Here is a 22202-nt window from a genome sequence, read left to right as displayed (position 1 = left end):
GCCCAGCGCCACGCCGCCCTGCAGCCCTTCATTGACCACTACAACTGGCTGCGGCCACACTCCGCTCTGCACCATCAGCCGCCCATGACCCGCATCCCGGGCATGAACAACCTCCTGAGACTCAACAGCTAGCCCGACGCCAGCCAGCGCCGTCGGCCGGCCAAACGCTCCACGCCGCGCCAGTTCCGGCACTCGACCGCCACCGCCGGCCATATGCGCTGCAGCAGCTCGCACTCAGCCAGGGTGTCGGCCGCCGCCTGGTGGCGCCGGGGGCAGGTGATGCCGAAATGCGCCATCCACTCGTCCAGCGAGCGGGCCCGCACCTGGGGGTGCGTCACGGCGCAGAGGTGCTCGATGTCCACCCAGGGATTGGCTGGGCGCCGCCCCAGGTGCTGGCGCGCGTGCCGGCCGATCAGCGCTTCGTCGAAAGCGCTGTGGAAGGCCAGCAGCGGCGCCGCGCCGGCGAAGGCTTCGAAGGCCCGCAGCGCCTCGACCGGATCCCACCCGTCGCGCTGGCTCTGCACACCGATGCCGTGCAGCAGGATGTTGTCGCGGCTGGAGGCCCGCTCCTGGCGCAGCACCACCTCGAAGCTGTCGCCCAGGCACACGTCGAGGCGGCGGCGCGACCAGTCCACGCGCAGGCCCACGGCGGCGATGGCCAGCAGGCGGTCGCGCGCCACGTCGAGGCCGCTGGTTTCCACGTCCAGCACCACCCAGCGCTCGGGCGCCGCGGGCGCCGCGTCGCCGCCGCCGAACCAGGCCGACCACCACGCGCTCACCGGTCGTAGTCCAGCGTGAGCCGCTGCTGCAGGGCGCGCAGCACGCGCAGCGTTTCCTTCAGGATGCGGCGGTCGATGTCGTTGAGCGTGTCCACCGCGATGCGGTTCGGGCTGTCGCCCACCGTGGTGCCGTCCAGCTGCGCGTGCAGGCGCAGCAGCTGCAGGTAGTCAAAGCCGCCAACCCAGGCCTGGGCCTCGTGCGCCGGTACGCCCAGCAGCGGCCCCACCGCCTCCAGGCGCTCGCGGGTGTTGGTGGCCGGCACGCCGTGCGCCAGGGCGTACAGGCGCGCCACGTCGACGAAGATGGCCGTGCCCTGCAGTTTGAGGTCCAGCGTGTCGTGACCCTCCACCGCCTCGGTGTCGATGTTGCCCAGCCAGTTCAGCGGCACCGTGCGCCCCAGGCCATTGAGCGCGAGCTGCTTCAGGAAACGCGGCGTGGTGCGCGCGTGCGCCAGCACCTCGTCGTGCAGCGCGCGGGCCAGGGCCTCGTGGCCAGCGAGCGGGCGAAAGTCGAAAAAGATGCTGGCGTTCAGCAGGTCCTGGGGCGAGCCATGCTCGATCCAGTTCGCGAAACGCTCGCGCCACTGGGTCAGCGTCAGGCACAGCTCGGGGTTACCGGCCATCACGCCGCCCTTGCACAGCGGGTAGCCGCAGTCGTCCAGCGCCTGGTTCACCTCACGCGCGAAGGCCAGGTAGGGCGCGGCCTCGCTGCCATCGGGACGGATCAGCGCGTTGTCCTGGTCGGTGGCGATGGTTTGCTCGCCGCGGCCCTCGGAGCCCAGCGCCAGCCAACAGCAGTCGGCCAAGGCGATGCCATGGCGCTGCGCCAGCAGTTCGATCAAGCGCGCGCCCAGCGCATCGTTCAAATGGCTGATCAGCGCCGTGAGCTGGCGCGCCTGCACGCCCTGGCCCAGCAGGGTGCGCGCGAAACGGCGGATGTCGTGCGCCACCACGCGCAGCGTGTCCACGCCCGTGGCGTTGCGGATGCTGGAGCTCACCTGCTTGAGGCTGAGCCGCTGCAACGCGAACAGGTCGCGCTCGGAGACGATGCCCACCAGCCGCCCCGCGCGCGTGATGGGCACGTGGCGGATGCCGTGCGTGGACATGGCGAGCGCGGCGTCCTGCGCGCTGGCGTCGTGCGGCAGGCTGTGCACGGGCCGCACCATCACCGACGACACCGGCGCGTCCAGCGGCACCTGCGGCAGCACCACACGGCCCAGCACGTCGGAGCGCGTGAGGATGCCCAGCGGCGCGCCCGCGCCGTCCACCACCAGCATGGAGCCGATGCGCCGCTCGTGCATCTGGCCCAGCACCTCGCGCAGCGGCGTGTGCGGCGCGCAACTCACCGGCGCCTTGTGGCCCAGCTCGCTCAGTGGCGTCTCCAGCGACTGCTCGGCCAGCGCCTGCGAGGAATAGGCCACCTGCAGCGCCGCGCGCGACAGCTCCAGGAACTTGAGGATGCGCCGGTTGAGGAAGTCGCCGAACGGCGGGCTTTGCGCCGCCAGGGCGCGCATGTCCTCGGCGCCGATGACCAGCACGAAAGTGTCTTCGGTGGCGTGGTACAGCGTGGTGGGCGCGCGCTGCGCCAGCACCGCGCTGATGGGAAACAGATCGCCCGCCTCGTACTGGAAGGCGCCGCCGGAAACCTCGGACAGCCCGCGCTTGCCGGTGACCGCGCCGCGGCGGATGAAGAACAGCTCGCGCACCGGCCCGTCCTGCGGGTCCACCACCGGCTCGCCGGGCGCGTAGTAGGCCTGGCGCGAGGCCGCCACGAAGGCGGCCACGTGCGCCGCCTCCATCTCATCGAAGGGCGGGTAGCGCCGCAGTTCGTCGCTCAGGTTGGCCAACAGGCTGCCCGAGGGCCGCAGCGCGTCCGGCAGGGGCGCGGGGTCGGTGGGGGTTCCGCCGCGCGGGGCCATGGCGGGCGGCCCTGGGCCTCAGGGCGTGTCGCCCGGCGGGGCGGGCAAGCTCAGCTCGAAGCCCTGCTGGCCGCCGCCGGCCGGTGCGAGCCGCGCCGAGCGGCGCTGCACCGACTGGAGCACCACGCCGCCGTCGAGCTCGGCGCCCACGCGGTAGGGCTTGGGTGGTTGTCCGTCGATGGCGATCAGCGCGGCGCCGTCGGCGCCGCCGGCATTGATCACACCCAGCAACTGGAAGCGCGAGGACAGCGGGGCGGGCGCGCTGGCCGGGGTGTCCACCGCAACGGCCTGCACGGCGCCGAGCACGCGCGCCACGGACGCCGTGTCGGGCGCGGGCGCCGCCACCGCGGGCGCGGCCACGGGGGTCAGCGGCGAGCGACCCATGGCCTGCAGCACCCAGTAACCCACGCTGAGCCCCGTTGCCAGCCAGAGCAGCACGGCCAGCGCGCCCGGCGCGCGCCGCGGCGCGCCGCCTGGCGCCGCTGCGCCCTCGCCCAGGAAGACCGAGTGCCCGAAGGTGGATGCCCGACTCATGCGCGCATTATGATCGACCGACCCCCGCGCGGGGCGCCCGACGACCCGGTGCCGGAGACTCCCTTGACACGCCCCCTCTTCCCCTCTTACGCACCCACCCGACGCGCACTGCGGCGCGGCTTCACGCTCATCGAGCTGATGGTGGTGCTGGTCATCATCGGCGTGCTGGCCGCGCTCATCGTGCCCAACGTGCTAGACCGAACGGACGATGCGCGCATGACCGCCGCCCGCACCGACACCCACAACCTCATGCAGGCGCTCAAGCTCTATCGCCTGGACAACCAGCGCTACCCCAGCGCCGAGCAAGGCCTGGGCGCGCTGGTCAACAAACCCACCGTCGGGGCGATTCCGCCCAACTGGCGCCGCTACCTCGACAAGCTGCCCAACGACCCCTGGGGGCGACCGTACCAGTACCTCAACCCCGGCGTGCACGGCGAAGTCGACGTGCTCTCGCTGGGCGCCGACGGCCAGGCCGGCGGCGAAGGCGCCAACGCCGACATCGGCAGCTGGCAGTAAACCGGCCGGCCCGCCGACGGCCCGCCCCCACCATGCCGCACGGCCGCCCACGGGGCTTCACCCTGCTCGAACTGATGGTGGTCGTGGCCATCATCGCCATGGCCACGGCGGCCGTCAGCTTCGCGCTGCGCGACGACAGCGGCACGCGGCTGGAGCGCGAGGCCCTGCGCCTGTCGGCCATGCTCGAATCGGCGCGCGCGCAATCGCTCACCAGCGGTCTGCCGGTGGTGTGGCGCCTGCGGCCCCATGGTTTCGAGTTCATCGGCCTGCCGCGTGCGCGTGCCGGCGACGGCCCCACGCCCTCCGAGGGCGCGCACCAATGGCTGAACGCCGACACCGGCGCCCAGGTGCTGCAGCCGCCCGGCGCCACCGCCCTGGTGCTCGGCCCCGAGCCGCTGATCCCGGCGCAGCGCATCGCCCTCGGCCTGGGCGAGCGCCGCCTGGTGCTGGCCACCGACGGCCTGGGCCCTTTCCGCGTTACCCCGGACGCGCCCTGACGCCCCTATGAAAAGCGCGCGCGGCTTCACCCTGATCGAGGTGCTGGTGGCCCTGGGCGTGGTGGCGCTCGCCCTCACCACCGGCCTGCAGGCCAGCAACGCGCTCACACGCACGGCCGAGCGCCAGACCGAACAGTGGCTGGCCACCCTGTGCGCCGAGAACACACTCATCACCCTGCGCCTGCAGCGCCAGCTGCCCGGCACTGGCAACAGCGAATCCACCTGCCAGCAGGCCGGCCACGACTTGCGCGTGCGGGTTTCCGTCCTGCCCACGCCCAACCCCAATTTCCGCCGCATCGACGCCACCGTGCTGCGCGGCGCCGACGGCCCCGGGGTGCGCCTGCTGACCCTGTCCACCGTGCAAGGGCGCTTCTGATGGGCCAGCGGCGCGCGCGTGGCTTCACCCTGATCGAGTTGCTGGTGGCCCTGGCCATCCTCTCGATCATCGCCGTGCTGGCCTGGCGCGCCATCGACGGCATGGGGCGCACGCAGAGCATCACCCAGTCGCGAGGCGACGAGCTGCGCCGCCTGCAGTCCGCCCTGGGCCAGTGGACGGCCGACCTGGACGCCCTGGTCGACACGCGCGAGGTCGCGCCCATCGCCTTCAACGGCCAGGTGCTTCGACTCACCCGGCGCGACCCCATGGAGACCGGCCTGGACAGCCGGGGCGTCCGCGTGGTCGCCTGGGCCCTGCTCAACGGCCCCGAGGGCCCGCGCTGGTCGCGCTGGCAGTCGGGTCCGCTGCGCCAACGCAACGAGCTCACCCTCGCCTGGCAGCGCGCGGCCGACTGGGCCACCGGCCGCGTGAACGCACCCGGCAACGCCGCCGGCGACGCGCTCACCGCCCCCACGGCCGACAGCGCCATCGCCCTGGTGCCGGCCCTGAGCTGGCAGCTCTACTACCACCGCGGCGAGGCCTGGACCAACCCGCAGTCGGCCGCCGACAGCCCGCCCCCCCGCGGCATGTCCTACACCCCCCACCTGAACATGCCCAATGGCGTGCGCCTGCTGCTGGAACTGCCCCCGGCCGGCACCGCCCTGCACGGCGTGTTGCAGCGCGACTGGGTGCGCCCCACGCTGGAGCCCTCGCCATGAGCGCGGCCGGGCCGCTCCCAAGGCACTCCGCTCCGCCGTGCACAGCATGGAGGGCCGTCCCGTGACACGCACCCACCAGCGCGGCGCCGCGCTGTTGCTGGCCATGCTCACCGTCACCCTGGTGGCCGCGCTGGCCGCCAGCGCGCTGTGGCAGCAATGGCGCGCGCTGGAGGTCGAGCGCGCGGAACGCCAGCGCGCCCAGGCCGCCTGGATCCTGACCGGCGCGCTCGACTGGGCGCGCCTGATCCTGCGCGAGGATGGGCGCGGCAACCAGACCAATGGCAACCCCGACCACCTGGGCGAGCCCTGGGCGCTGCCGCTGGAAGAGGCCCGGCTGTCCAGCTTCCTCGCCGCCGACCGCGACAACACCGCCGACAGCACGCTCGAAGCCTTCCTCTCGGGCGAAATCACCGACCTGCAGTCGCGCCTGAACTTCAACAACGTGGCGCGCCTGACCACCGTCCAGAACGGTGCCGTGCCGCTCAAGTACGAGCTCTCCGAGCCCGACCTGGACAGCCTGCGCCGCCTGTACGAACTGCTCGGCCTGCCGCGCAGCGAGCTCGAAGCCGCCGCCAAGGAGCTGCTGGCCAGTGCCCAGCAGTCCTTGAGCGACCCCCTGCCCGCGGACGCGGCCTCGCTGCTGCCGTCCAAGCTCTCGCAGCTCGCCTGGCTGGGCATTTCGCCCAGCAGCCTGGCGCGGCTGGAGCCCCACCTCACCGTGCTGCCGCTGCGCACCACGCTCAACCTGAACACCGCCAGCGCCGAGGCCATCGCCGCCTCTCTACCGGGACTGGACCTGGCCATGGCGCGCCGCCTCGTCTCGGCGCGGGAGCGCACGCCGTTTCGCAGCATCGCCGAAGCGCAGCGCCTGCTGCCCCAGGGCCCGGCCGTCCTCAGCGACCAGTACCACGGCGTGCGCAGCAGCTTCTTCGAGGTGCGCGGCCGCCTGCGGCTGGACGACACCATCATCGAAGAGCGCTCCCTGGTGATGCGCCAGGCCCTGGACGCGCGTATCGTCTGGCGCGAGCGCTTCACGCGCCGCTGAGACGCCCCAGGGCACCGGCCGCCACCCTGGCGGGTGGCCACTGAAGCCGCCACGCAACGCCCTAGGGCACCTGGATGAGGCTTTGACATGGTCCCTCTCTAGAATGGCCGGTCCCATCTTCTGAAATCCCGCCTGTGCTCATCGTCACGCCCGTCGACTACCTGGCACCGCCCTCGGCCGCCGCCGCGCTGATGCGCTGGGTGCGCAGCACCGACGGCCAGAACCCGGTCGAGGACGGCGAATCGGCCCTGTCGCTGCTGCCGCGCAACGAGGAACTGGTGCTGGCGCTGCCGCCGCGCGCGCTGTCCTGGCACCGACTGAGCCTGCCGCGCGTGAGCGGCCCGCGCCTGCGCGCCGCGCTCGACGGCCTGCTCGAAGACCAGGTGCTCAGCGACGTGGGCGCCCTGCACCACGCCCTGGAGCCCGGCGGCCGCGCCGGCCAGACCGTGTGGGTGGCCTGCACCGACCGCGCCCGCCTGCGCGACTGGCTGCGCGCGCTCGAATCCGCCGGCCGCCCGGTGGCGCGCATCGCGCCGCTCATGTGGCCCCTGGTGCCCGCCCGCGCGCCCGGTGCCACCGGCGCCACGCGCAGCTTCGCCATGGACTCGCCCGGCCAATTGCACTGGGCGCACATCGACGGCGATCAGGCCTGGCTGGCCAGCGCCAGCCTGCTGGGCGTGAGCTGCGTGCCCCTGCGCGACGACCAGCCCCTGCCCCTGGACGCCCTGCTGCCCGGCGCCACCGGCAACGACCTGCGCGCCACCGACGCCCTGGACGTCTGGCTGGCCGACCCGCTGGTGGCCGAACTCGCCGAACGCGCCTTGCAGCGCCCCTTCGACCCGGTGCCGCCGGCCCGCTGGCTGCTGCGCGCGGGGCAGAGCGACTGGAACCTGGCCCAGTTCGACCTCAGCCTGTCCTCGGGCGCGCGGCGTGGCCAGCGCTGGCGGCGCGCCTGGCGCCAGTTCCGCAGCGGCCCGCAGTGGCGCGCGGCGCGCTGGGGCCTCGCGGCGCTGGTCGCGGCCCAGCTCTTCGGACTGAACCTGACGGCCTGGCAGGAGCGCCAGAGCCTGCAGGACAAGCAAGACGCGGTGCGCACCACCCTCACCACGGCCTTCCCCCATGTCAACCTGGTGCTCGACGCCCCGGCGCAGATGCAGCGCGAAGTGGCGCGGCTGCAGCAGGCCAGCGGCCAACTCTCGGCCGGCGACCTGGAAAGCCTGCTGGCCGCGGTGGACCGCGCCGCCGGCAGCGAACCGCTGTCGCCCACCCGCATCGGCTACGACAACGGCGCGCTGCGCCTGTCGGGCTGGCGCACCGGCGAGGAGCGGGTGCGCGCGCTGCAGCAGGCCCTGCAGAGCGGCGGCTGGCGCGCGCAATTCGACGGCAACGAACTGGTGCTGCAGGCACCGCAACCCTGACATGGCCGCCGACCTCGACACCCCTTCCCCGACGAGCGCCCGCGCCGCCCTGGCCGGCTGGTACGCTGGCCTCGCCGCACGCGAACGCCGGCTGGTGCTGGCCGCCGCGCTCATCGTGGGCCTGGCCCTGCTGTGGTGGCTCGCCATCCACCCCGCCTGGCGCACCCTGCGCGAGGCGCCGGCCCGCCACGCCACGCTGGACGCGCAGCTCGCGCGCATGCAGCAACTGGCGCAGACCGCCGAGGGCCTGCGCGCCGCCTCCACCGGCCAGCCGCCGGGCCGCGACGAGGCCCTGCGCGCCCTCGAGGCCGCCACCGGCGCCCTGGGCGGCACCGGCCAGATCAACGTGCTGGGCGACCGCGCCACCCTCACCCTGCGCCAGGCCGAAGCCCTGGCCCTGGCCGGCTGGCTGCAGCAGGTGCGCGTGAACGCGCGGCTGCTGCCGCTCGAATCCCAACTCAACCGCGACGGCCCAGGCACCACCTGGAGCGGCTCGCTGGTGGTGAGCGGCCCGCCGCTGGCAGGGAATTGAGATGAACGCCGCCCGGCCGCCCGAAGGCGTTCGCACCGCAGCGCCTTGCGCGAAGGTGTTCCGAGTCCACGCCGCCCGGCCGCCCGAAGGCGTTCGCACCGCAGCGCCTTGCGCGAAGGTGTTCCCACCCCGCACCGCCGCATGCCACGCGGAGGCTTCTCCATGAGCACCACTGCCACCGTGCGCCGCCTGGCCTTCGCCGCCGCCGTGCTGGGGCTGCTGCTGGCGCTGCTGCTGTTCGCCCCGGCGCGCTGGCTGGCCAGCGCACTGGACCGGGCCAGCGGCGGTCAGGTGCAACTCGTCAACGCGCGCGGCAGTGTCTGGAGCGGCCAGGCCGATCTGCTGCTCACCGGCGGCGAAGGCAGCCGCACCAGCAGCGCCCTGCCCCAAGGCCTGCGCTGGCGCCTGCGCCCCGCCTGGCAAGGCGGCCCCGCGTTCTCGCTGGCGCTGCAGGCGCCGTGCTGCACCCCGCAACCGCTGCAACTGCGCCTGCACCCCGGCCTGAGCGAAACCTCGCTCAGCGTCGCCGGCTTCGACAGCCGCTGGCCAGCCGAACTGCTGGCCGGCCTGGGCACCCCCTGGAACACCCTGCGCCTGCAGGGCGTGCTGGCGCTGCGCAGCGAGGGCCTCACCCTCACCCTGGCCAGCGGCCGCGCGCGGCTGCAGGGCGGGCTGGACATCGACGCCCTCGACATGGCCTCGCGCCTGTCCAGCATCCGCCCCCTGGGCAGCTACCGCGCCACGCTGCGCGCGGGGGCCGAGGGCGACACCGCCCGCCTGGACCTGAGCACCCTCAGCGGCGCCCTGCTGCTGCAAGGCCAGGGCCAATGGGTGGGCGGGCGCCTGCGCTTCGCGGGCGACGCCCAGGCCGCGCCCGGCAGCGAAGAGGCCCTGACCAACCTGCTCAACATCGTGGGCCGCCGCCAAGGCGCCCGTTCGGTCATCACCATCGGGTGAACCTTAGACGTAGGATCGCCATCATGTTTGCCCTCCCCCCCCTGGCCGGCCGCCGCAGCGCACTCGCGCTGGCCTGCGCGCTGGCGCTGAGCCTGCCCGGCGCGCCGACGGCCACCGCGCAGACCCGGCCGACCGAGCCCGTCACCCTGAACTTCGTGGGCGCCGAAATCGAGGCCGTGGCCCGCACCATGGCCACCATCACCGGCCGCAGCGTCGTCGTCGACCCGCGCGTGCGCGGCACCATCAACCTCTCCACCGACCGCCCCGTGCCGCCGGCCGCCGCGCTGAACCAATTCGCCGCCGCGCTGCGCCTGCAGGGCTTCGCGCTGGTGGACACCGGCGGGCTCTACAAGATCGTGCCCGAGGCCGACGCCAAGCTGCAGGGCAACGTGGTGAACGCGGGGGCCGCGTCCGCGCTGCCGGCGTCCAACACCGTGGTCACGCAGATCTTCCGGCTCAACCACGAGAACGCGAACAACCTGGTGCCGGTGCTGCGCCCGCTGATCCCGCCCAACAACACCATCAACGTCAACCCGGGCAACAACTCGCTGATCATCACCGACTACGCCGAGAACCTGCAGCGCATCGGCCGCATCGTCGCCGCGCTGGACGTGCCCGGCGCAAGCGACGTCGAGATCATTCCGCTGCAGCACGCGGTGGCGGCCGACATCGTGCCGCTGATCCAGCGCCTGATCGACCCCACCGCCACCGGCGCCGCGGCCGGTGGCGCCGCCGCGGGTGACGCCTCCTTCCGCACCACCATCGTGGCCGAGCCGCGCAGCAACGCGCTGGTGCTGCGCGCGGCCAATCCGGCGCGCCTGGCCCTGGTCAAGTCGCTCGTGGTGCGGCTCGACCAGCCCTCGGCCAGCGTGGCCAGCGGCAACATCCACGTGGTCTACCTCAAGAACGCCGACGCGGTGGCCCTGGCCACCACGCTGCGCGCGGCCATCGCGGCGGGCGACGGTGGCGGCAGCGGCGGCGCCCTGGGCGGCGGCGGCAGCGGCGGCGCGTCCACCGGCGGTGGCCTGTCGCGCGCCAGCACCGGCGGCCTCAACCTGGGCGGCGGCGCCACCAGCGGCATGGGGGCCAACAGCGCCGCCAGCACGCCGGTGGCGGCCAGCGCCCAGCCCTCCACCGGCGGCATGATCCAGGCCGACCCGGCGACCAACTCGCTCATCATCACCGCGCCCGAGCCGCTGTACCGCCAGCTGCGCGCTGTCATCGACCAGCTCGACTCGCGCCGCGCCCAGGTGTATGTGGAAAGCCTGATCGCCGAGGTGAACGACGACAAGGCCGCCGAGTTCGGCATCCAGTGGCAGGGCGCCTCCGGCCAGTCGGGTGACCGCGTGATCGGCCTGCTCGGCACCAATTTCGGCGAGGGCGGGCGCAACATCTTCAACCTCGCGCAGGGCGAGACGGCGCCCGCCGCCGGCCTGAACATCGGCCTGGCGCGCCGCACCGGCGGCGTCTACGTGCTGGGCTTCCTGGCGCGCTTCCTGCAGGAGAACGGCGCCGGCAACATCCTGTCCACGCCCAACCTGCTCACGCTGGACAACGAAGAGGCCAAGATCGTCATCGGCCAGAACGTGCCCTTCGTCACCGGCCAGTTCACCAACACCGGCGGCGGCAACAACGGCTCGGTCAACCCCTTCCAGACCATCGAGCGCAAGGACGTGGGCATCACCCTGCGCGTGAAGCCGCAGATCAGCGAGAACGGCACCATCAAGCTGACCATCTACCAGGAGGTGTCCAGCGTCGCGCCGGCCTCGATCAACTCCAGCACCGGCCTCATCACCAACCTGCGCAGCATCGAGAGCACCGTGCTCGTGAACGACGGCGCCATCGTGGTGCTCGGCGGCCTGCTGCAGGACGAGTACGCACAGAACCAGGACAAGGTGCCCGGCCTGGGCGACGTGCCCGTGCTCGGCGGCCTGTTCCGCAGCGAAACCCGCAGCCGCAAGAAGACCAATCTGATGGTGTTCCTGCGCCCCGTGGTGATGCGCGACGAGCGCGACACCGCCAACCTCGCGCTCGACCGCTACGAGCAGATGCGCAGCATCCAGCGCGGGCTGCAGCCCGAACGCAGCAGCGTGCTCAAGATCAACGAGTCCCCGGTGCTGGGTCCGCAGGCCCTGCCCTACGAGCGCCTGGCGCCGCGGCCCACGCCGCTGGGCGCGCCCGAAGGTTCACCCAACGCCGTTCCCGCGCCCACGCCGCCGGCGGGCGCCCCGGCGCCCGCCCCTGCCCCGCAGCAGTGAGGCCGCGCCCATGAAGTACCCGCTGCCCTACGCCTTCGCGCGCGAGCACCAGTGGCTGCTCGAGGAAGACGCGGGCCGGCTCACCCTGGTGGGCAGCCGCACGCCCGCGGCCGATCCGCAGGCCCAGTCCAGGCGCCTGTCGGCCCTGTCCGAGATCCTGCGCCTGCACCCGCTGCTGGACCTGCAGTGGGAAGACGCCGAGGGCCTGCGCCAGCGCATCAGCTCGGCCTATTCGCAGGGCGAATCCAGCGCCGCCGCCGTGGTGAGCGAGGTGCAGAGCGATGCCGACCTCAGCCGCATGATGCAGGAGCTGCCGGCCATCGAGGACCTGCTGGAAACCGCCGACGACGCGCCCATCATCCGCATGCTCAACGCCCTGCTCACGCAGGCCGCGCGGGATGGCGCCAGCGACATCCACATCGAGCCCTTCGAGCGCCACTCCAGCGTGCGCTTCCGCGTCGACGGCACGCTGCGCGAGGTGGTGCAGCCCAACCGCGCCCTGCACGCGGCCCTGATCTCGCGCCTGAAAATCATGGCCGAGCTCGACATCTCCGAAAAACGCCTGCCGCAGGACGGCCGCATCAGCCTGCGCATCGGCACGCGCGCGGTGGACGTGCGCGTCTCCACCCTGCCCAGCGCGCACGGCGAGCGCGCCGTGCTGCGCCTGCTCGACAAGAGCGAGAGCAAGCTCGACCTCGAATCCGTGGGCATGCAGGGCGATGTGCTGGCGCGCTTCCTGCGCCTCATCCAGCAGCCGCACGGCATCATCCTGGTCACCGGTCCCACCGGCTCGGGCAAGACCACCACGCTCTACGCCGGCCTGCAGCGGCTGGACGCCGGGCGCCAAAACATCATGACGGTCGAGGACCCGATCGAGTACGAGCTGCCCGGCATCGGCCAGACCCAGGTCAACCCCAAGATCGAGCTGACCTTCGCCAAGGCCCTGCGCGCCATCCTGCGCCAGGACCCGGACGTCATCATGATCGGCGAGATCCGCGACCACGAAACCGCGCAGATCGCCATCCAGGCATCGCTCACGGGCCACCTGGTGCTGGCCACGCTGCACACCAACGACGCGCCGAGCGCCGTCACCCGCCTCACCGACATGGGCGTCGAGCCCTTCCTGCTCAGCAGCTCGCTGCTGGGCGTGCTGGCGCAGCGCCTGGTGCGCAAGCTCTGCGTGCACTGCCGCCGCCAGGACGCGCAGGGCCGCTGGCACCCGGTGGGCTGCGAGCACTGCAGCCACAGCGGCTACAAGGGCCGCACCGGCATCTACGAACTCATGGTGGCCGACGACCAGATCCGAGCCCTGGTGCACCAGCGCGCGGCCGAGAGCCGGCTGTTCGCCGCCGCCGAGAAGGCCGGCATGCGCACCATGCGCGAGGACGGCCAGCGCCTGATCGAGACGGGCGTGACCTCGGTGGAAGAGGTGATGTCGGTCACCCGCGAATGAACATGAAGCCCCCACGCTCCACCGCTGCGCGGCCCGGCGGCCAGGCGGCCTGCTGACATGCCGGCCTACACCTTCGAGGCCGTTGACGCCAACGGCGTAACGCACAAGGGCGTGATCGACGCCGACACCGCGCGCGCCGCGCGCGGCCTGCTGCGCGCGCGCTCGCTGGTGCCGCTGGCCGTGGAGCCGGCCGCGCAGTCGGCGCAGGCCGGCGGCGGCCAGGGGCTCAACGTCACGCTGTGGGGCGGGCGCGTGTTCAGCAACACCGCGCTGGGCGTGTGGACGCGCCAGCTCGCGGGCCTGGTGGCCGCCGGCATGCCGCTGGAGCGCGCGCTCAGCGCCCTGGCCGACGAGGCCGAGAACGACAAGCTGCGCAACCTGGTGGCCACGCTGCGCAGCGAGGTCAACGCCGGCGCGTCCTTCGCGCGCGCCCTGTCGCAGTACCCGCGCGAGTTCGCGGCCAGCTACAGCGCCGTGGTGGCCGCCGGCGAACAGAGCGGCCAGCTCGGCACCGTGCTGGAGCGCCTGGCCGACGACCTGGAAGCGCGCGAGGCGCTGCGCAACAAGCTCATCGCCGCGGCCCTGTACCCGGCCATCGTGACCCTGGTGGCCATCGTCATCGTCGTTTTCCTGGTCAGCTACGTGGTGCCGCAGGTGGCGGGCGTGTTCGAGGGCAGCAAGCGCGCCCTGCCCACGCTCACGGTCATCATGATGGGCATCAGCGCCTTCGTGCGCACCTGGGGCTGGGCCGTGCTGCTGTTGCTCGTGCTCGGTCTCATAGGGCTGGTGTTCGCGCACCGGCAGGAGGGCCTGCGCCTGCGCATGGACGCCGCCGTGCTGCGCCTGCCCGTGCTGGGCCGCCTGGCGCGCGGCTTCAACGCCACGCGCTTCGCCGGCACGCTGGCCATGCTGGCGGGCGCGGGCGTGCCCATCCTGCGCGCCCTGCAGACCGCCGCCGAAACCCTGAACAACCGCGCCCTGCGCGAAGACGCGCTCGACGCCCTGGTGCGCGTGCGCGAGGGCGCGCCCCTGGCCTCGGCCCTGGCCAGCAAGAAGCGCTTTCCGCCGCTGCTGAGCATGTTAGCGCGCCTGGGCGAACAGACCGGCCAGCTGCCGCAGATGCTGCAGCGCGCGGCCGACCAGCTCGGCGCCGAGGTGCAGCGGCGCGCCATGTCCCTGGCCACGGTGCTGGAGCCCCTGCTCATCGTGGGCATGGGCCTGGTCGTCATGCTCATCGTGCTGGCAGTGCTGCTGCCGATCATTCAGCTCAATCAGCTCGTCACCTGAAACCATGAGCCCCCACGCTCCTCACTTCGTGTATCCGCTGCCCCCCAAGGGGGCGCAGACCGCCCTTGGGGCGGCCCGGCGGGTGGTCTGATGGCAGTCACCCTGGACGGCAAGCTCGTCGTCGCCATTTCCTCGCGCGCCCTGTTCGATTTCGAAGAAGAGAACCGCCTCTTCGAACAGGGCGACGACAAGGCCTACATGCGGCTGCAGCTGGAGCGGCTGGACACCCCCGCCGCGCCCGGCGTGGCCTTCTCGCTGGTGCACAAGCTGCTCGCCTTCAACGACGCCCACGCCCAGCGCGTGGAGGTGGTGATCCTCTCGCGCAACGACCCGGTTTCGGGCATGCGCGTGTTCCGCTCGGCCCAGCACTACGGCCTGCCCATCCAGCGCGGCAGCTTCACGCGCGGCCAGTCGCCCTGGCGCTACCTGCGCCCGCTGCGCGCCAACCTCTTCCTGTCGGCCCACCTGGCCGACGTGCGCGCCGCACTGGACGCCGGCGTGCCCGCCGCGCAGGTCTACCCCACCTCGGTGCGCGCCAGCGACGCCCACCCGACCGAGGTGCGCATCGCCTTCGACGGCGACGCCGTGCTGTTCTCCGACGAGGCCGAGCGCATCTACCAGTCGCAGGGCCTCTCGGCCTTCCAGTCGCACGAATCGAGCAAGGCCGGCACGCCGCTGGAGGGAGGCCCTTTCAAGCCGCTGCTGGAAGCCCTGCACCGCCTGCAGAGCGAGGGCACGCCGCTCATGCGCATCCGCACCGCGCTGGTGACCGCGCGCAGCGCGCCCGCGCACGAGCGCGCCATCCGCACGCTGATGAACTGGAACATCGAGGTCGACGAGGCCATGTTCCTGGGCGGCCTGCCCAAGGGCGAGTTCCTGCGCGAATTCGAACCCGACTTCTTCTTCGACGACCAGACCGGCCACATCGAATCCGCCGCGCAGCACGTGCCGGCGGGCCATGTGGCCTCGGGCATTTCAAACCCCTGAGCCCGCGCCCGTGCCCGACCGCCCCGCCCCCACCGCCAGCCTGAGGCCCGTGGACGGCCCGGGCGGCCTGCCCCTGCTGCGGGTGCACAACCCGCTGGCCCGCGCCACGGTCTCGCTGCAGGGCGCGCAGGTCTTGTCCTTCCAGCCGCACGGCCAGCCCGACTGGCTGTTCCTGAGCCCGCGCGCGCGCTTCGAGGCCGGCCAGGCCATCCGCGGCGGCGTGCCGCTCTGCTGGCCCTGGTTCGGGCCCGATCCCGACGGCCTGGGCCGCCCCGCCCATGGTTTCGCGCGCCTGCGCCGCTGGTCCCTGCGCGGGGCCCGCGACGGCAGCGATGGCGCCACCGCGCTCGAGCTGGTCCTGCGCGACGACGAGGCCACGCGCGCCCTGTGGCCGCACGCCTTCGAGCTGCGGCTCGACATCCGCGTGGGCGCCACGCTGCGCCTTAGCCTGAGCGCCCACAACATCGGCGACAGCGCCTTCACCCTCACCCAGGCGCTGCACAGCTACTTCGCGGTGGACCGCCTCGACGCGGCGCAGGTACTGGGCTTGGAAGGCTGCGGCTTCATCGACCAGGTGCCCGGCGCGCCCCCGGCCGGCAGCGCCACCCAGGAAGCCCTGCGCTTCAGCGGCCGGCTCGACCGCCTCTACCAGGGGGTGCCCGATCGCCTGCAGCTGCTCGGCGCGGCCGGCGGCCAGCGCCTGACGCTGCACAGCGCGGGCAGCCGAACCGCCGTGGTGTGGAACCCGGGCGCCGAACTGGCCGCCGGCATGGCCGACCTGGGCCCGGGCGCGCACCAGCACTTCGTCTGCGTCGAAACCGCCAACGCGGGCGACGAGCGCATCGCGCTGCCGCCCGGCGGCCGGCACCGCCTCACCGTCGAGATCGCGGCTCAGGCCGCCGGAGCTTTTCCATGACCGAGAAGATCAGCAAGTGGCGCGCCCTGCGCGAGTTCGCCGGCAAGGCCTGGCGGCTGTCCATGCCCTACTACCTCCACTCCGAGGACAAGTGGAAGGCGCGCGGCCTGCTGCTGGCCATCGTGCTGCTCAACCTGGGCGCGGTCTACATGCTGGTGCTGCTCAACGAGTGGAACCGCGTGTTCTACGACGCGCTGCAGAACAAGGACGCCGCGGTGTTCTGGCGCGAACTGGGCCGCTTCACCTACCTGGCCTTCAGCTTCATCGTCATCGCGGTCTACCGCTTCTACCTCACGCAGCTGCTGCAGATGCGCTGGCGCGAGTGGATGACCCGGCACTACATGGACCGCTGGCTCGCCAACCACCGCTTCTACCAAATGGAGCTGGCGCGCTACTCGCGCGAAGGCAACGCGCCGCCCGACAACCCCGACCAGCGCATCGCCGAGGACATGAACCTCTTCACCAGCTACACCGTGGGCCTGTCCATGGGCCTGCTCAACGCGGTGGTCACGCTGCTGAGCTTCATCGGCATCCTGTGGACGCTGTCGGGCAGCTTCGGTTTCACGTTCCAGGGCCGGCACGTCGACATCCCGGGCTTCATGGTCTGGATGGCGGTGCTCTACTGCGTCATCGGCAGCGTGCTCGCCCACTACATCGGCCGCCCTCAGATCGCGCTCAACTTCAAGCAGCAGCGCTTCGAGGCCGACTTCCGCCACCACCTGGTGCGCGTGCGCGAGTACAGCGAGTCCATCGCGCTCGACAAGGGAGAAGGCGTGGAGCGCCGCCAACTCGGCCTGCGCTTCGCCGACGTGCTGGGCAACTACCTGCGGCTCATCCGCACGCAGAAGCGCCTGGTCTGGTTCACCAACGGCTTCGGCCAGGCCGCCACGGTGTTCCCCTTCATCGTGGCGGCGCCGCGATTCTTCAGCGGCGCCATCCAGCTCGGCGAACTGATGCAGATCGCCTCGGCCTTCGACCGCGTGCAGGGCGCGCTGTCCTGGTTCGTCGACAACTACGACCAGATCGCCGCCTGGCGCGCCACCACCGACCGCATCACCAGCTTCGATGAGAGCTTCGCCGCGCTGCAGGCCGGTGACTCCGCCACCGCCAGCGAGACCAACGCCGAGGACGCGATCGCGCTCGACGCCATGGACCTCGCCCTGCCCGGCGGCGCGGCGCTGCTGGCGGTGCACGGCGCGCGCATCGCGCCCGGCGATTCGGTGCTGGTCCAGGGACCCTCGGGCAGCGGCAAGTCCACGCTGTTCCGCGGCCTGGCGGGCATCTGGCCCTGGGCGAAACGCCGCCTGCGCCTGCCGGCCGACTTCGACGCGCGCGCCATGTTCCTGCCGCAGCGGCCCTACTTCCCCAACGGCCGCCTGCGCGACGCCCTGGCCTACCCCGAGCCCGCCGCGCGCTATGGCGACGAGGAACTGCAGGCCGCGCTGCGCGAGGCGCTGCTGCCCGACCTGGTGGCGCGGCTCGACGACCCCGACGCCTGGGGCCAGAAGCTCTCGGGCGGCGAGCAGCAGCGCCTGGCCATCGCGCGCGCCCTGCTCAAGAAGCCGCGCTGGCTGTTCGTCGACGAGGCCACCAGCGCGCTCGACGAGGCCGCCGAGGCCACCATCTACGAGCGCCTGCAGGCCCTGGTGCGCGCGCAGAACGGTGCCCTGGTGTCGATCGCGCACCGGCCCGGCGTGGCGGGCTGGCACGCGCGGCGCTGGGTGCTCCAGCCCGGCGCCGCGGACGGTCCGCGCTACCGGGTCGCCACCGGCTGAAGCGCGGCCTCACCAGGCCGCCAGCAGCCGGCCCACGCCGGCCAGGGCCTGCTCGCGCGCCGCCGCGCCCGCCGGGCTGTCGGCCAGGTAGGCGCTCACCAGCAAGGGCGCCCGCCCCGGCGGCCAGACGATGCCGGCGTCGTTCGCGCTCTCGCCCGCGGTACCGGTCTTCTCCCCGATGCCCCAGATCGGCGGCACACCCGCGCGCAGGCGGCGGTCGCCCGTGGTGTTGGCCTTGAGCCAGGCCGCCAGCTGCTCGCGCGAGGCCGGCGACAGCGCGTCGCCGAGCAACAGCGTGCGCAGGGTGCGCGCCATCGCGCGCGGTGTGGTGGTGTCCAGGTCTTCCCCGGGCGAGGGCTCGTTGAGTTCCGGCTCCATGCGGTCCAGCCGTGTCACCGGGTCACCGATGCCGCGCAGGAACGCCGTCAGGGCGGCCGGGCCGCCCACCTCGCGCAGGATCAGGTTGGCCGCGGTGTTGTCGCTGGTGGTGATGGTGGCCTCGCACAGTTGGGCCAGGCTCAGGCCCCGGCCGCCCACGTGCTTTTCCGTCACCGGCGACCACTGCACCAGATCGCGCTGGCGGTAGCGCACGCGCTTGGACAGCGGCGCCTTGCCCTGGTCGGTGCGCCGCAGCACCAGCGCCGCCGCCAGCGTCTTGAAGGTGCTGAGCATGAGGAAGCGCTCGTCGCTGCGGTGGCCCCATTCGCGTCCGTCGGCCGTGTCGAGGATGTGCACGCCCAGACGGCCCCGGGACTTCGCCTCCAGCGCGCGCGCCGCGGCGTCGAGGGCGTCCGTGCCCTCCTGACCCCAGGCAAACTGGGGCATCAGAAGCGCCGTCAGGGCGGGAGCGGTGGCGGCGAAGCCGAGCAGTTGTCGTCGATGGATCATGGTTTCTCCTGTGGAAAGCGCGAATGCTAGGGACGCCACCCGCGCCGTTCAAACGGAAATAATCTGCCCCAGCCCAAAGAAAAACTTCTATCGACCATGGACCTTCCGCTCAATGCCCTGCGCGCCTTCGAGGTCTCGGCGCGCCACCTCAGCTTCACGCGCGCCGCCGAGGAACTGCACCTGACCCAGACCGCGGTAAGCCAGCACGTGCGCAAGCTCGAGGACCGCCTGGGCCGCCGCCTGTTCCGCCGCCTGCCGCGCGGCCTGGCGCTCACCGACGAGGGACAGGCCCTGCTGCCGGTGCTCAGCGAGGCCTTCGAGCGCCTGTCGGCCACGCTCGCCAGCCTGCAGACGCGCCAGCGGCGCGAGGTGCTGTCCATCGGCGTGGTGGGCACCTTCGCGGTGGGCTGGCTGCTGCCGCGCCTGCGCGACTTCCAGGCCCGCCACCCGCTGATCGAACTGCGCCTGTTCACCCACAACAACCGCGTGGACCTGGCGGCCGAAGGCCTGGACGCGGCCATCCGCTTCGGCGACGGCCAGTGGCCCGGGTGCGAGGCCGTGCCCCTGCTCGACGCCCCGCTGGCGCCGGTCTGCTCGCCCGCGCTGGCGCACCGCATCCGCGGCCCGGCCGACCTGGGCCGAGAAACCCTGCTGCGCTCCTACCGCGGTGACGAGTGGCCCGCCTGGTTCGAGGCGGCGGGCGTGCGCGCGCCCCTGCTCACGGGGCCGCAGTTCGATTCCTCGCTGCTGCTGGCCGACGCGGCGGCGCAAGGCGCGGGCGTGGCCCTGCTGCCGCTGCGCCTGTTCAGCCGCGACCTGCAGGCCGGCCGGCTGGTGCGGCTGTTCGACGTGGAGGTGGCGGTGGGCCGCTACTGGTTCACCCGCCTGGCCCGGCGCCGCGCCTCACCGGCCGTGCAGGCGCTGCGGCGCTGGCTGGAAGAGCGGCTGGGTGAGGCCGGCTGACACCGGCCCTCAGCCCGCGGCGCGCGCGCCGGGCGCGAGGGACATGCGGTAGGCCTGCCAGCCCCGCTCGCGCAGCTCGCAGGCGGGGCACTGCCCGCAGCCCCAGCCCCAGGCGTGGCGGTGTTCGCGGTCGCCCTGGTAGCAGGTGTGGGTGTGCTCCACGATCAGGTCCACCAGGGCCTCGCCGCCCAGCTCGCGCGCCAGGCGCCAGGTGCCGGCCTTGTCGATCCACATCAGCGGCGTGTCGACCAGGAAACGCTGGTCCATGCCCAGCGAGAGCGCCAGCTGCATGGCCTTCATGGTGTCGTCGCGGCAGTCGGGGTAGCCGGAGAAGTCGGTTTCGCACACGCCCGTCACCAGCACTGTGAGCCCGCGCCGGTAGGCCAGCGCCGCGGCCAGGGTGAGGAACAGCAGGTTGCGCCCCGGCACGAAGGTGTTGGGCAGACCGTTGGCCCCCATGCGAAAGGCCATGTCGCGCGTGAGCGAGGTCTCGGACACCGCGCCCAGCACCGCGAGGTCGAGCATGTGGTCCTCGCCCAACCGGGCGGCCCAGGCGGGAAAGGCCGCGCGCAGCTCGCGCAGCACGGCCTGGCGCGCGTCGAGTTCCACGCGGTGGCGCTGGCCGTAGTCGAAGCCGACGGTCTCGACGCGCTCGAAACGCGCCAGCGCGTGCGCCAGGCAGGTGGTGGAGTCCTGGCCGCCGGAGAACAAAACCAGGGCGTGGGTGTGGCGGATGGATTCGGGCATGAGCGGGATGGTAGGGCTCAGTGGCCGCCTTCGCGCAGCAGCGCCATGGCGTGGCTGTCGACGGACACCCCGTCGACCCGGAAGGCGCCGCGCTGCAGGCCTTCGTGCGCGAATCCCATGCGCTCGTACAGCGCGCGGGCATTGGGGTTGTCGGCCCGCACCGTCAGCTCGATGCGGGTGAGGCCCTTGGCCCAGGCGGCGGCGATGGCGGCCCGCATCAGGGCCGCGCCCAGGCCCTGGTGGCGCGCGCGGCGCACCAGACCGATGCCCAGGGTACCGACGTGGCGCCGGGCCTCGCCGAACACGGGCAGCACGTCGCACCAGCCCACCACCTCATCGTCGAGCAGGGCCACGACGTGCGGATGGCCCTGGTCCAGGCTGTCGCGAAAGAAGGCGAAGGTCTGCTCGCGCGGCGGCGCCTGCAGCAGGGCCAGGTAGCGCTTCTCGCGCGCCACCTCGTCGAGCACCTGGTGCAGGCGCTCGAAGTGGGCTTCGGTGAGGGGCAGGATGCGGGTGTTCATGGGCGCGGGGGTCGGGGACCGGGGGCGGCCGAGGCACCCGCCTGCAGAAGGCGCAGGAGGGCATCGGCCTCGTGGGGGGTGCGCGCTTCGCACCAGCGCAGGTGGGCGAAGGTGCCGGCGTCCCGCAGGGCCTCGAACTCGCGCCGACGGCGGTGGAACGTGCTCAGGATCCACCACAGGATGGACTCGCGCGACAGGAACGACTGGCGGAAGGACTCGCGGTTGCCCTGAAACAGTTGCTCGCCGGAGACCACGCGCGCCACGGTGCGCCGCAGGCCGCGCCAGAACACCCGGGGCAGGCCGAAGTTGAGCCAGACGATGGTGGTGGCACGGCCCCACAGCCGCTCGCGCGCGAGCCCGTAGTTGCCCGCCGCCACCCAATGTTCGCCGGCGCTGGCCTGCTCGACCAGCCGCAGAAACTCGGCCGGCGGCTTGGGCGTCCAGGCGGGCGCCCAGTACAGCTCGTCCAGTTCGATGAGCGCGCAGCCACGCGACGCGGCGAGCGCGCTGGCGAAGGTGGATTTGCCGGCGCAGCTGGAGCCAATGACCACCACGCGGTCGGTGCCGGCGCGGGCCTCGCTCATGGTCGCTCGCCTTGCGGGTCCGCGCCCGGTGGCAGCCGCTTGCGCATCAGCGCGTTCGGCAAGGCCAGCCCGCGCCGCACCGGCAGGCGCCGCTCGACCACCTCGAAACCGAAGCGGCGAAAAAAGGCCTCGGCGCTCAAGCTGACGTGGGCGTGCAGCTCTGAGAGCCCCAGCAAGGCCGCTTCCTCGTGCACCCGCCACATCAGCGCGGCGCCGATGCCGCGACGCGGGTGCTGCCCGGACACGAAGAATTGGTCGATGAGGCCGTTGGCCTGGAGATCGGCGTAGCCCACGATCCGATCGCCATCGAGCGCCACGAACGGCGCCAGGGCGCGCACGCGCTGGGCCCAGGCGTCCCGCTCCCCCTCCTCGGGCAACCAGGCCTGGATCTGCTCGGGCGTGTAGTCCCGGCTGGCGATCGACTGAATGGCCGAGCGGTGCACGTGGAACAGGGCGAACTCGTCGCCGGCTCGAAAGCGGCGGGTGCGCAGGGTGCTGGAAAGCGGCTTGTCTGTCGGGGCGGTCATGGGA

The 22202-nt window shown here is 72.8% G+C and carries 23 protein-coding genes and 1 pseudogene; 16 read left to right on the top strand and 8 right to left on the bottom strand.

What is annotated here, in order from left to right; genetic code table 11:
• Nucleotides 1-132, top strand: a pseudogene (locus BHU06_RS22670) (IS481 family transposase); the annotation flags it as partial.
• On the opposite strand, the gene BHU06_RS20255 reads toward BHU06_RS22670, so the two are convergent.
• From BHU06_RS20255 to BHU06_RS20245, 3 genes are read right to left on the bottom strand one after another with little or no spacing between them, the layout of a single operon-like run.
• On the bottom strand, nt 129-779 hold the full coding sequence (locus tag BHU06_RS20255; protein WP_070401034.1) for a 3'-5' exonuclease: 651 nt from the start codon (nt 777-779) through the stop codon (nt 129-131). The pseudogene BHU06_RS22670 and the gene BHU06_RS20255 overlap by 4 nt on opposite strands.
• Nucleotides 776-2698 (bottom strand): DUF294 nucleotidyltransferase-like domain-containing protein, encoded by a 1923-nt coding sequence (locus BHU06_RS20250; RefSeq protein ID WP_070401033.1) that lies wholly within the window; start codon nt 2696-2698, stop codon nt 776-778. The genes BHU06_RS20255 and BHU06_RS20250 overlap by 4 nt, the downstream gene beginning before the upstream one ends.
• Nucleotides 2699-2716: 18 nt before the next feature.
• On the bottom strand, nt 2717-3232 hold the full coding sequence (locus tag BHU06_RS20245) for a type II secretion system protein N (protein ID WP_083293344.1): 516 nt from the start codon (nt 3230-3232) through the stop codon (nt 2717-2719).
• Nucleotides 3233-3295: 63 nt separating this feature from the next.
• Between BHU06_RS20245 and gspG the strand changes: the two genes are divergently transcribed.
• The 14 genes from gspG (at nt 3296) to BHU06_RS20175 (ending at nt 17968) form a co-directional block, all read left to right on the top strand.
• Nucleotides 3296-3748, top strand: a complete 453-nt coding sequence (gene gspG / locus BHU06_RS20240) for a type II secretion system major pseudopilin GspG (RefSeq protein ID WP_070401032.1) — start codon at nt 3296-3298, stop codon at nt 3746-3748.
• A gap of 32 nt (nt 3749-3780) precedes the next feature.
• Nucleotides 3781-4245 carry a prepilin-type N-terminal cleavage/methylation domain-containing protein gene (locus BHU06_RS20235; protein ID WP_070401031.1) on the top strand — a complete coding sequence of 155 codons (465 nt, stop codon included), beginning with the start codon at nt 3781-3783 and terminating at the stop codon, nt 4243-4245.
• A gap of 7 nt (nt 4246-4252) precedes the next feature.
• Nucleotides 4253-4621, top strand: a complete 369-nt coding sequence (gene gspI, locus BHU06_RS20230; protein WP_070401030.1) for a type II secretion system minor pseudopilin GspI — start codon at nt 4253-4255, stop codon at nt 4619-4621.
• Entirely contained in the window at nt 4621-5340 is a 720-nt protein-coding gene (locus BHU06_RS20225) for a type II secretion system protein J (protein WP_070401029.1), read from the top strand. The genes gspI and BHU06_RS20225 overlap by 1 nt, the downstream gene beginning before the upstream one ends.
• A gap of 61 nt (nt 5341-5401) precedes the next feature.
• Complete coding sequence (gene gspK, locus BHU06_RS20220) at nt 5402-6385, top strand: type II secretion system minor pseudopilin GspK (protein ID WP_254668206.1); 984 nt, start codon at nt 5402-5404, stop codon at nt 6383-6385.
• A 134-nt stretch (nt 6386-6519) separates the two neighbouring features.
• On the top strand, nt 6520-7803 hold the full coding sequence (gene gspL / locus BHU06_RS20215) for a type II secretion system protein GspL (protein ID WP_083293343.1): 1284 nt from the start codon (nt 6520-6522) through the stop codon (nt 7801-7803).
• A 1-nt stretch (nt 7804) separates the two neighbouring features.
• Nucleotides 7805-8335, top strand: a complete 531-nt coding sequence (gene gspM, locus BHU06_RS20210; protein WP_070401027.1) for a type II secretion system protein GspM — start codon at nt 7805-7807, stop codon at nt 8333-8335.
• A 162-nt stretch (nt 8336-8497) separates the two neighbouring features.
• Nucleotides 8498-9292 (top strand): type II secretion system protein N, encoded by a 795-nt coding sequence (gene gspN / locus BHU06_RS20205; RefSeq protein WP_139147140.1) that lies wholly within the window; start codon nt 8498-8500, stop codon nt 9290-9292.
• Between the two features lie 23 nt (nt 9293-9315).
• A complete protein-coding gene (gene gspD / locus BHU06_RS20200) occupies nt 9316-11550 on the top strand; it encodes a type II secretion system secretin GspD (RefSeq protein WP_070401025.1) in 2235 nt (744 codons plus the stop codon).
• A 10-nt stretch (nt 11551-11560) separates the two neighbouring features.
• Nucleotides 11561-13003, top strand: a complete 1443-nt coding sequence (gene gspE, locus BHU06_RS20195; RefSeq protein ID WP_070401024.1) for a type II secretion system ATPase GspE — start codon at nt 11561-11563, stop codon at nt 13001-13003.
• 57 nt (nt 13004-13060) lie between these two features.
• Nucleotides 13061-14290, top strand: a complete 1230-nt coding sequence (gene gspF / locus BHU06_RS20190) for a type II secretion system inner membrane protein GspF (protein ID WP_070401023.1) — start codon at nt 13061-13063, stop codon at nt 14288-14290.
• 90 nt (nt 14291-14380) lie between these two features.
• The gene (locus BHU06_RS20185; RefSeq protein ID WP_070401022.1) at nt 14381-15277 is read left to right on the top strand and encodes a 5'-nucleotidase; all 897 of its coding nucleotides are present in this window, start codon (nt 14381-14383) and stop codon (nt 15275-15277) included.
• A 10-nt stretch (nt 15278-15287) separates the two neighbouring features.
• On the top strand, nt 15288-16193 hold the full coding sequence (locus tag BHU06_RS20180; RefSeq protein WP_070401021.1) for a D-hexose-6-phosphate mutarotase: 906 nt from the start codon (nt 15288-15290) through the stop codon (nt 16191-16193).
• Nucleotides 16190-17968: an ABC transporter ATP-binding protein/permease gene (locus BHU06_RS20175; RefSeq protein ID WP_070401020.1), complete on the top strand. Its 1779-nt coding sequence runs from the start codon at nt 16190-16192 to the stop codon at nt 17966-17968. The genes BHU06_RS20180 and BHU06_RS20175 overlap by 4 nt, the downstream gene beginning before the upstream one ends.
• A 9-nt stretch (nt 17969-17977) precedes the next feature.
• Here the strand turns inward: BHU06_RS20175 and bla are convergent, their stop codons facing one another.
• Nucleotides 17978-18856: a class A beta-lactamase gene (gene bla, locus BHU06_RS20170; protein WP_070401019.1), complete on the bottom strand. Its 879-nt coding sequence runs from the start codon at nt 18854-18856 to the stop codon at nt 17978-17980.
• Nucleotides 18857-18952: 96 nt separating this feature from the next.
• Here bla and BHU06_RS20165 point away from each other — a divergent pair, with 96 nt between their 5' ends.
• Complete coding sequence (locus tag BHU06_RS20165; protein WP_070401018.1) at nt 18953-19819, top strand: transcriptional regulator GcvA; 867 nt, start codon at nt 18953-18955, stop codon at nt 19817-19819.
• Between the two features lie 9 nt (nt 19820-19828).
• On the opposite strand, the gene queC is transcribed toward BHU06_RS20165, so the two are convergent.
• The 4 genes from queC to BHU06_RS20145 are packed head-to-tail and all read right to left on the bottom strand — an operon-like array spanning nt 19829 to nt 22198.
• Nucleotides 19829-20566, bottom strand: a complete 738-nt coding sequence (gene queC, locus BHU06_RS20160; protein ID WP_070401017.1) for a 7-cyano-7-deazaguanine synthase QueC — start codon at nt 20564-20566, stop codon at nt 19829-19831.
• A gap of 17 nt (nt 20567-20583) precedes the next feature.
• Nucleotides 20584-21087 carry a GNAT family N-acetyltransferase gene (locus tag BHU06_RS20155; RefSeq protein WP_070401016.1) on the bottom strand — a complete coding sequence of 168 codons (504 nt, stop codon included), beginning with the start codon at nt 21085-21087 and terminating at the stop codon, nt 20584-20586.
• Nucleotides 21084-21671: a hypothetical protein gene (locus BHU06_RS20150; protein ID WP_070401015.1), complete on the bottom strand. Its 588-nt coding sequence runs from the start codon at nt 21669-21671 to the stop codon at nt 21084-21086. Before BHU06_RS20150 ends, BHU06_RS20155 begins: the two co-directional genes overlap by 4 nt.
• Nucleotides 21668-22198: a GNAT family N-acetyltransferase gene (locus BHU06_RS20145; RefSeq protein WP_070401014.1), complete on the bottom strand. Its 531-nt coding sequence runs from the start codon at nt 22196-22198 to the stop codon at nt 21668-21670. Before BHU06_RS20145 ends, BHU06_RS20150 begins: the two co-directional genes overlap by 4 nt.
• Between the last annotated feature and the right edge of the window lie 4 nt (nt 22199-22202).

Origin of the sequence: Hydrogenophaga sp. PML113, assembly GCF_001777155.1 — a bacterium.
Classification (GTDB): domain Bacteria; phylum Pseudomonadota; class Gammaproteobacteria; order Burkholderiales; family Burkholderiaceae_C; genus Hydrogenophaga; species Hydrogenophaga borbori.
This window is presented reverse-complemented; position numbering and strand designations above follow the sequence as displayed.

Excerpts from the sequence above, each read along its gene's own strand:
- BHU06_RS20250 (WP_070401033.1), bottom strand. The coding sequence starts at position 2,698 with ATGGCCCCGCGCGGCGGAACCCCCACCGACCCCGCGCCCCTGCCGGAC.
- BHU06_RS20245 (WP_083293344.1), bottom strand. The coding sequence starts at position 3,232 with ATGAGTCGGGCATCCACCTTCGGGCACTCGGTCTTCCTGGGCGAGGGC.
- BHU06_RS20235 (WP_070401031.1), top strand. The coding sequence starts at position 3,781 with ATGCCGCACGGCCGCCCACGGGGCTTCACCCTGCTCGAACTGATGGTG.
- gspI (WP_070401030.1), top strand. The coding sequence starts at position 4,253 with ATGAAAAGCGCGCGCGGCTTCACCCTGATCGAGGTGCTGGTGGCCCTG.
- BHU06_RS20225 (WP_070401029.1), top strand. The coding sequence starts at position 4,621 with ATGGGCCAGCGGCGCGCGCGTGGCTTCACCCTGATCGAGTTGCTGGTG.
- gspM (WP_070401027.1), top strand. The coding sequence starts at position 7,805 with ATGGCCGCCGACCTCGACACCCCTTCCCCGACGAGCGCCCGCGCCGCC.
- gspN (WP_139147140.1), top strand. The coding sequence starts at position 8,498 with ATGAGCACCACTGCCACCGTGCGCCGCCTGGCCTTCGCCGCCGCCGTG.
- gspD (WP_070401025.1), top strand. The coding sequence starts at position 9,316 with ATGTTTGCCCTCCCCCCCCTGGCCGGCCGCCGCAGCGCACTCGCGCTG.
- gspE (WP_070401024.1), top strand. The coding sequence starts at position 11,561 with ATGAAGTACCCGCTGCCCTACGCCTTCGCGCGCGAGCACCAGTGGCTG.
- gspF (WP_070401023.1), top strand. The coding sequence starts at position 13,061 with ATGCCGGCCTACACCTTCGAGGCCGTTGACGCCAACGGCGTAACGCAC.
- BHU06_RS20185 (WP_070401022.1), top strand. The coding sequence starts at position 14,381 with ATGGCAGTCACCCTGGACGGCAAGCTCGTCGTCGCCATTTCCTCGCGC.
- BHU06_RS20175 (WP_070401020.1), top strand. The coding sequence starts at position 16,190 with ATGACCGAGAAGATCAGCAAGTGGCGCGCCCTGCGCGAGTTCGCCGGC.
- bla (WP_070401019.1), bottom strand. The coding sequence starts at position 18,856 with ATGATCCATCGACGACAACTGCTCGGCTTCGCCGCCACCGCTCCCGCC.
- BHU06_RS20165 (WP_070401018.1), top strand. The coding sequence starts at position 18,953 with ATGGACCTTCCGCTCAATGCCCTGCGCGCCTTCGAGGTCTCGGCGCGC.
- queC (WP_070401017.1), bottom strand. The coding sequence starts at position 20,566 with ATGCCCGAATCCATCCGCCACACCCACGCCCTGGTTTTGTTCTCCGGC.
- BHU06_RS20155 (WP_070401016.1), bottom strand. The coding sequence starts at position 21,087 with ATGAACACCCGCATCCTGCCCCTCACCGAAGCCCACTTCGAGCGCCTG.
- BHU06_RS20150 (WP_070401015.1), bottom strand. The coding sequence starts at position 21,671 with ATGAGCGAGGCCCGCGCCGGCACCGACCGCGTGGTGGTCATTGGCTCC.
- BHU06_RS20145 (WP_070401014.1), bottom strand. The coding sequence starts at position 22,198 with ATGACCGCCCCGACAGACAAGCCGCTTTCCAGCACCCTGCGCACCCGC.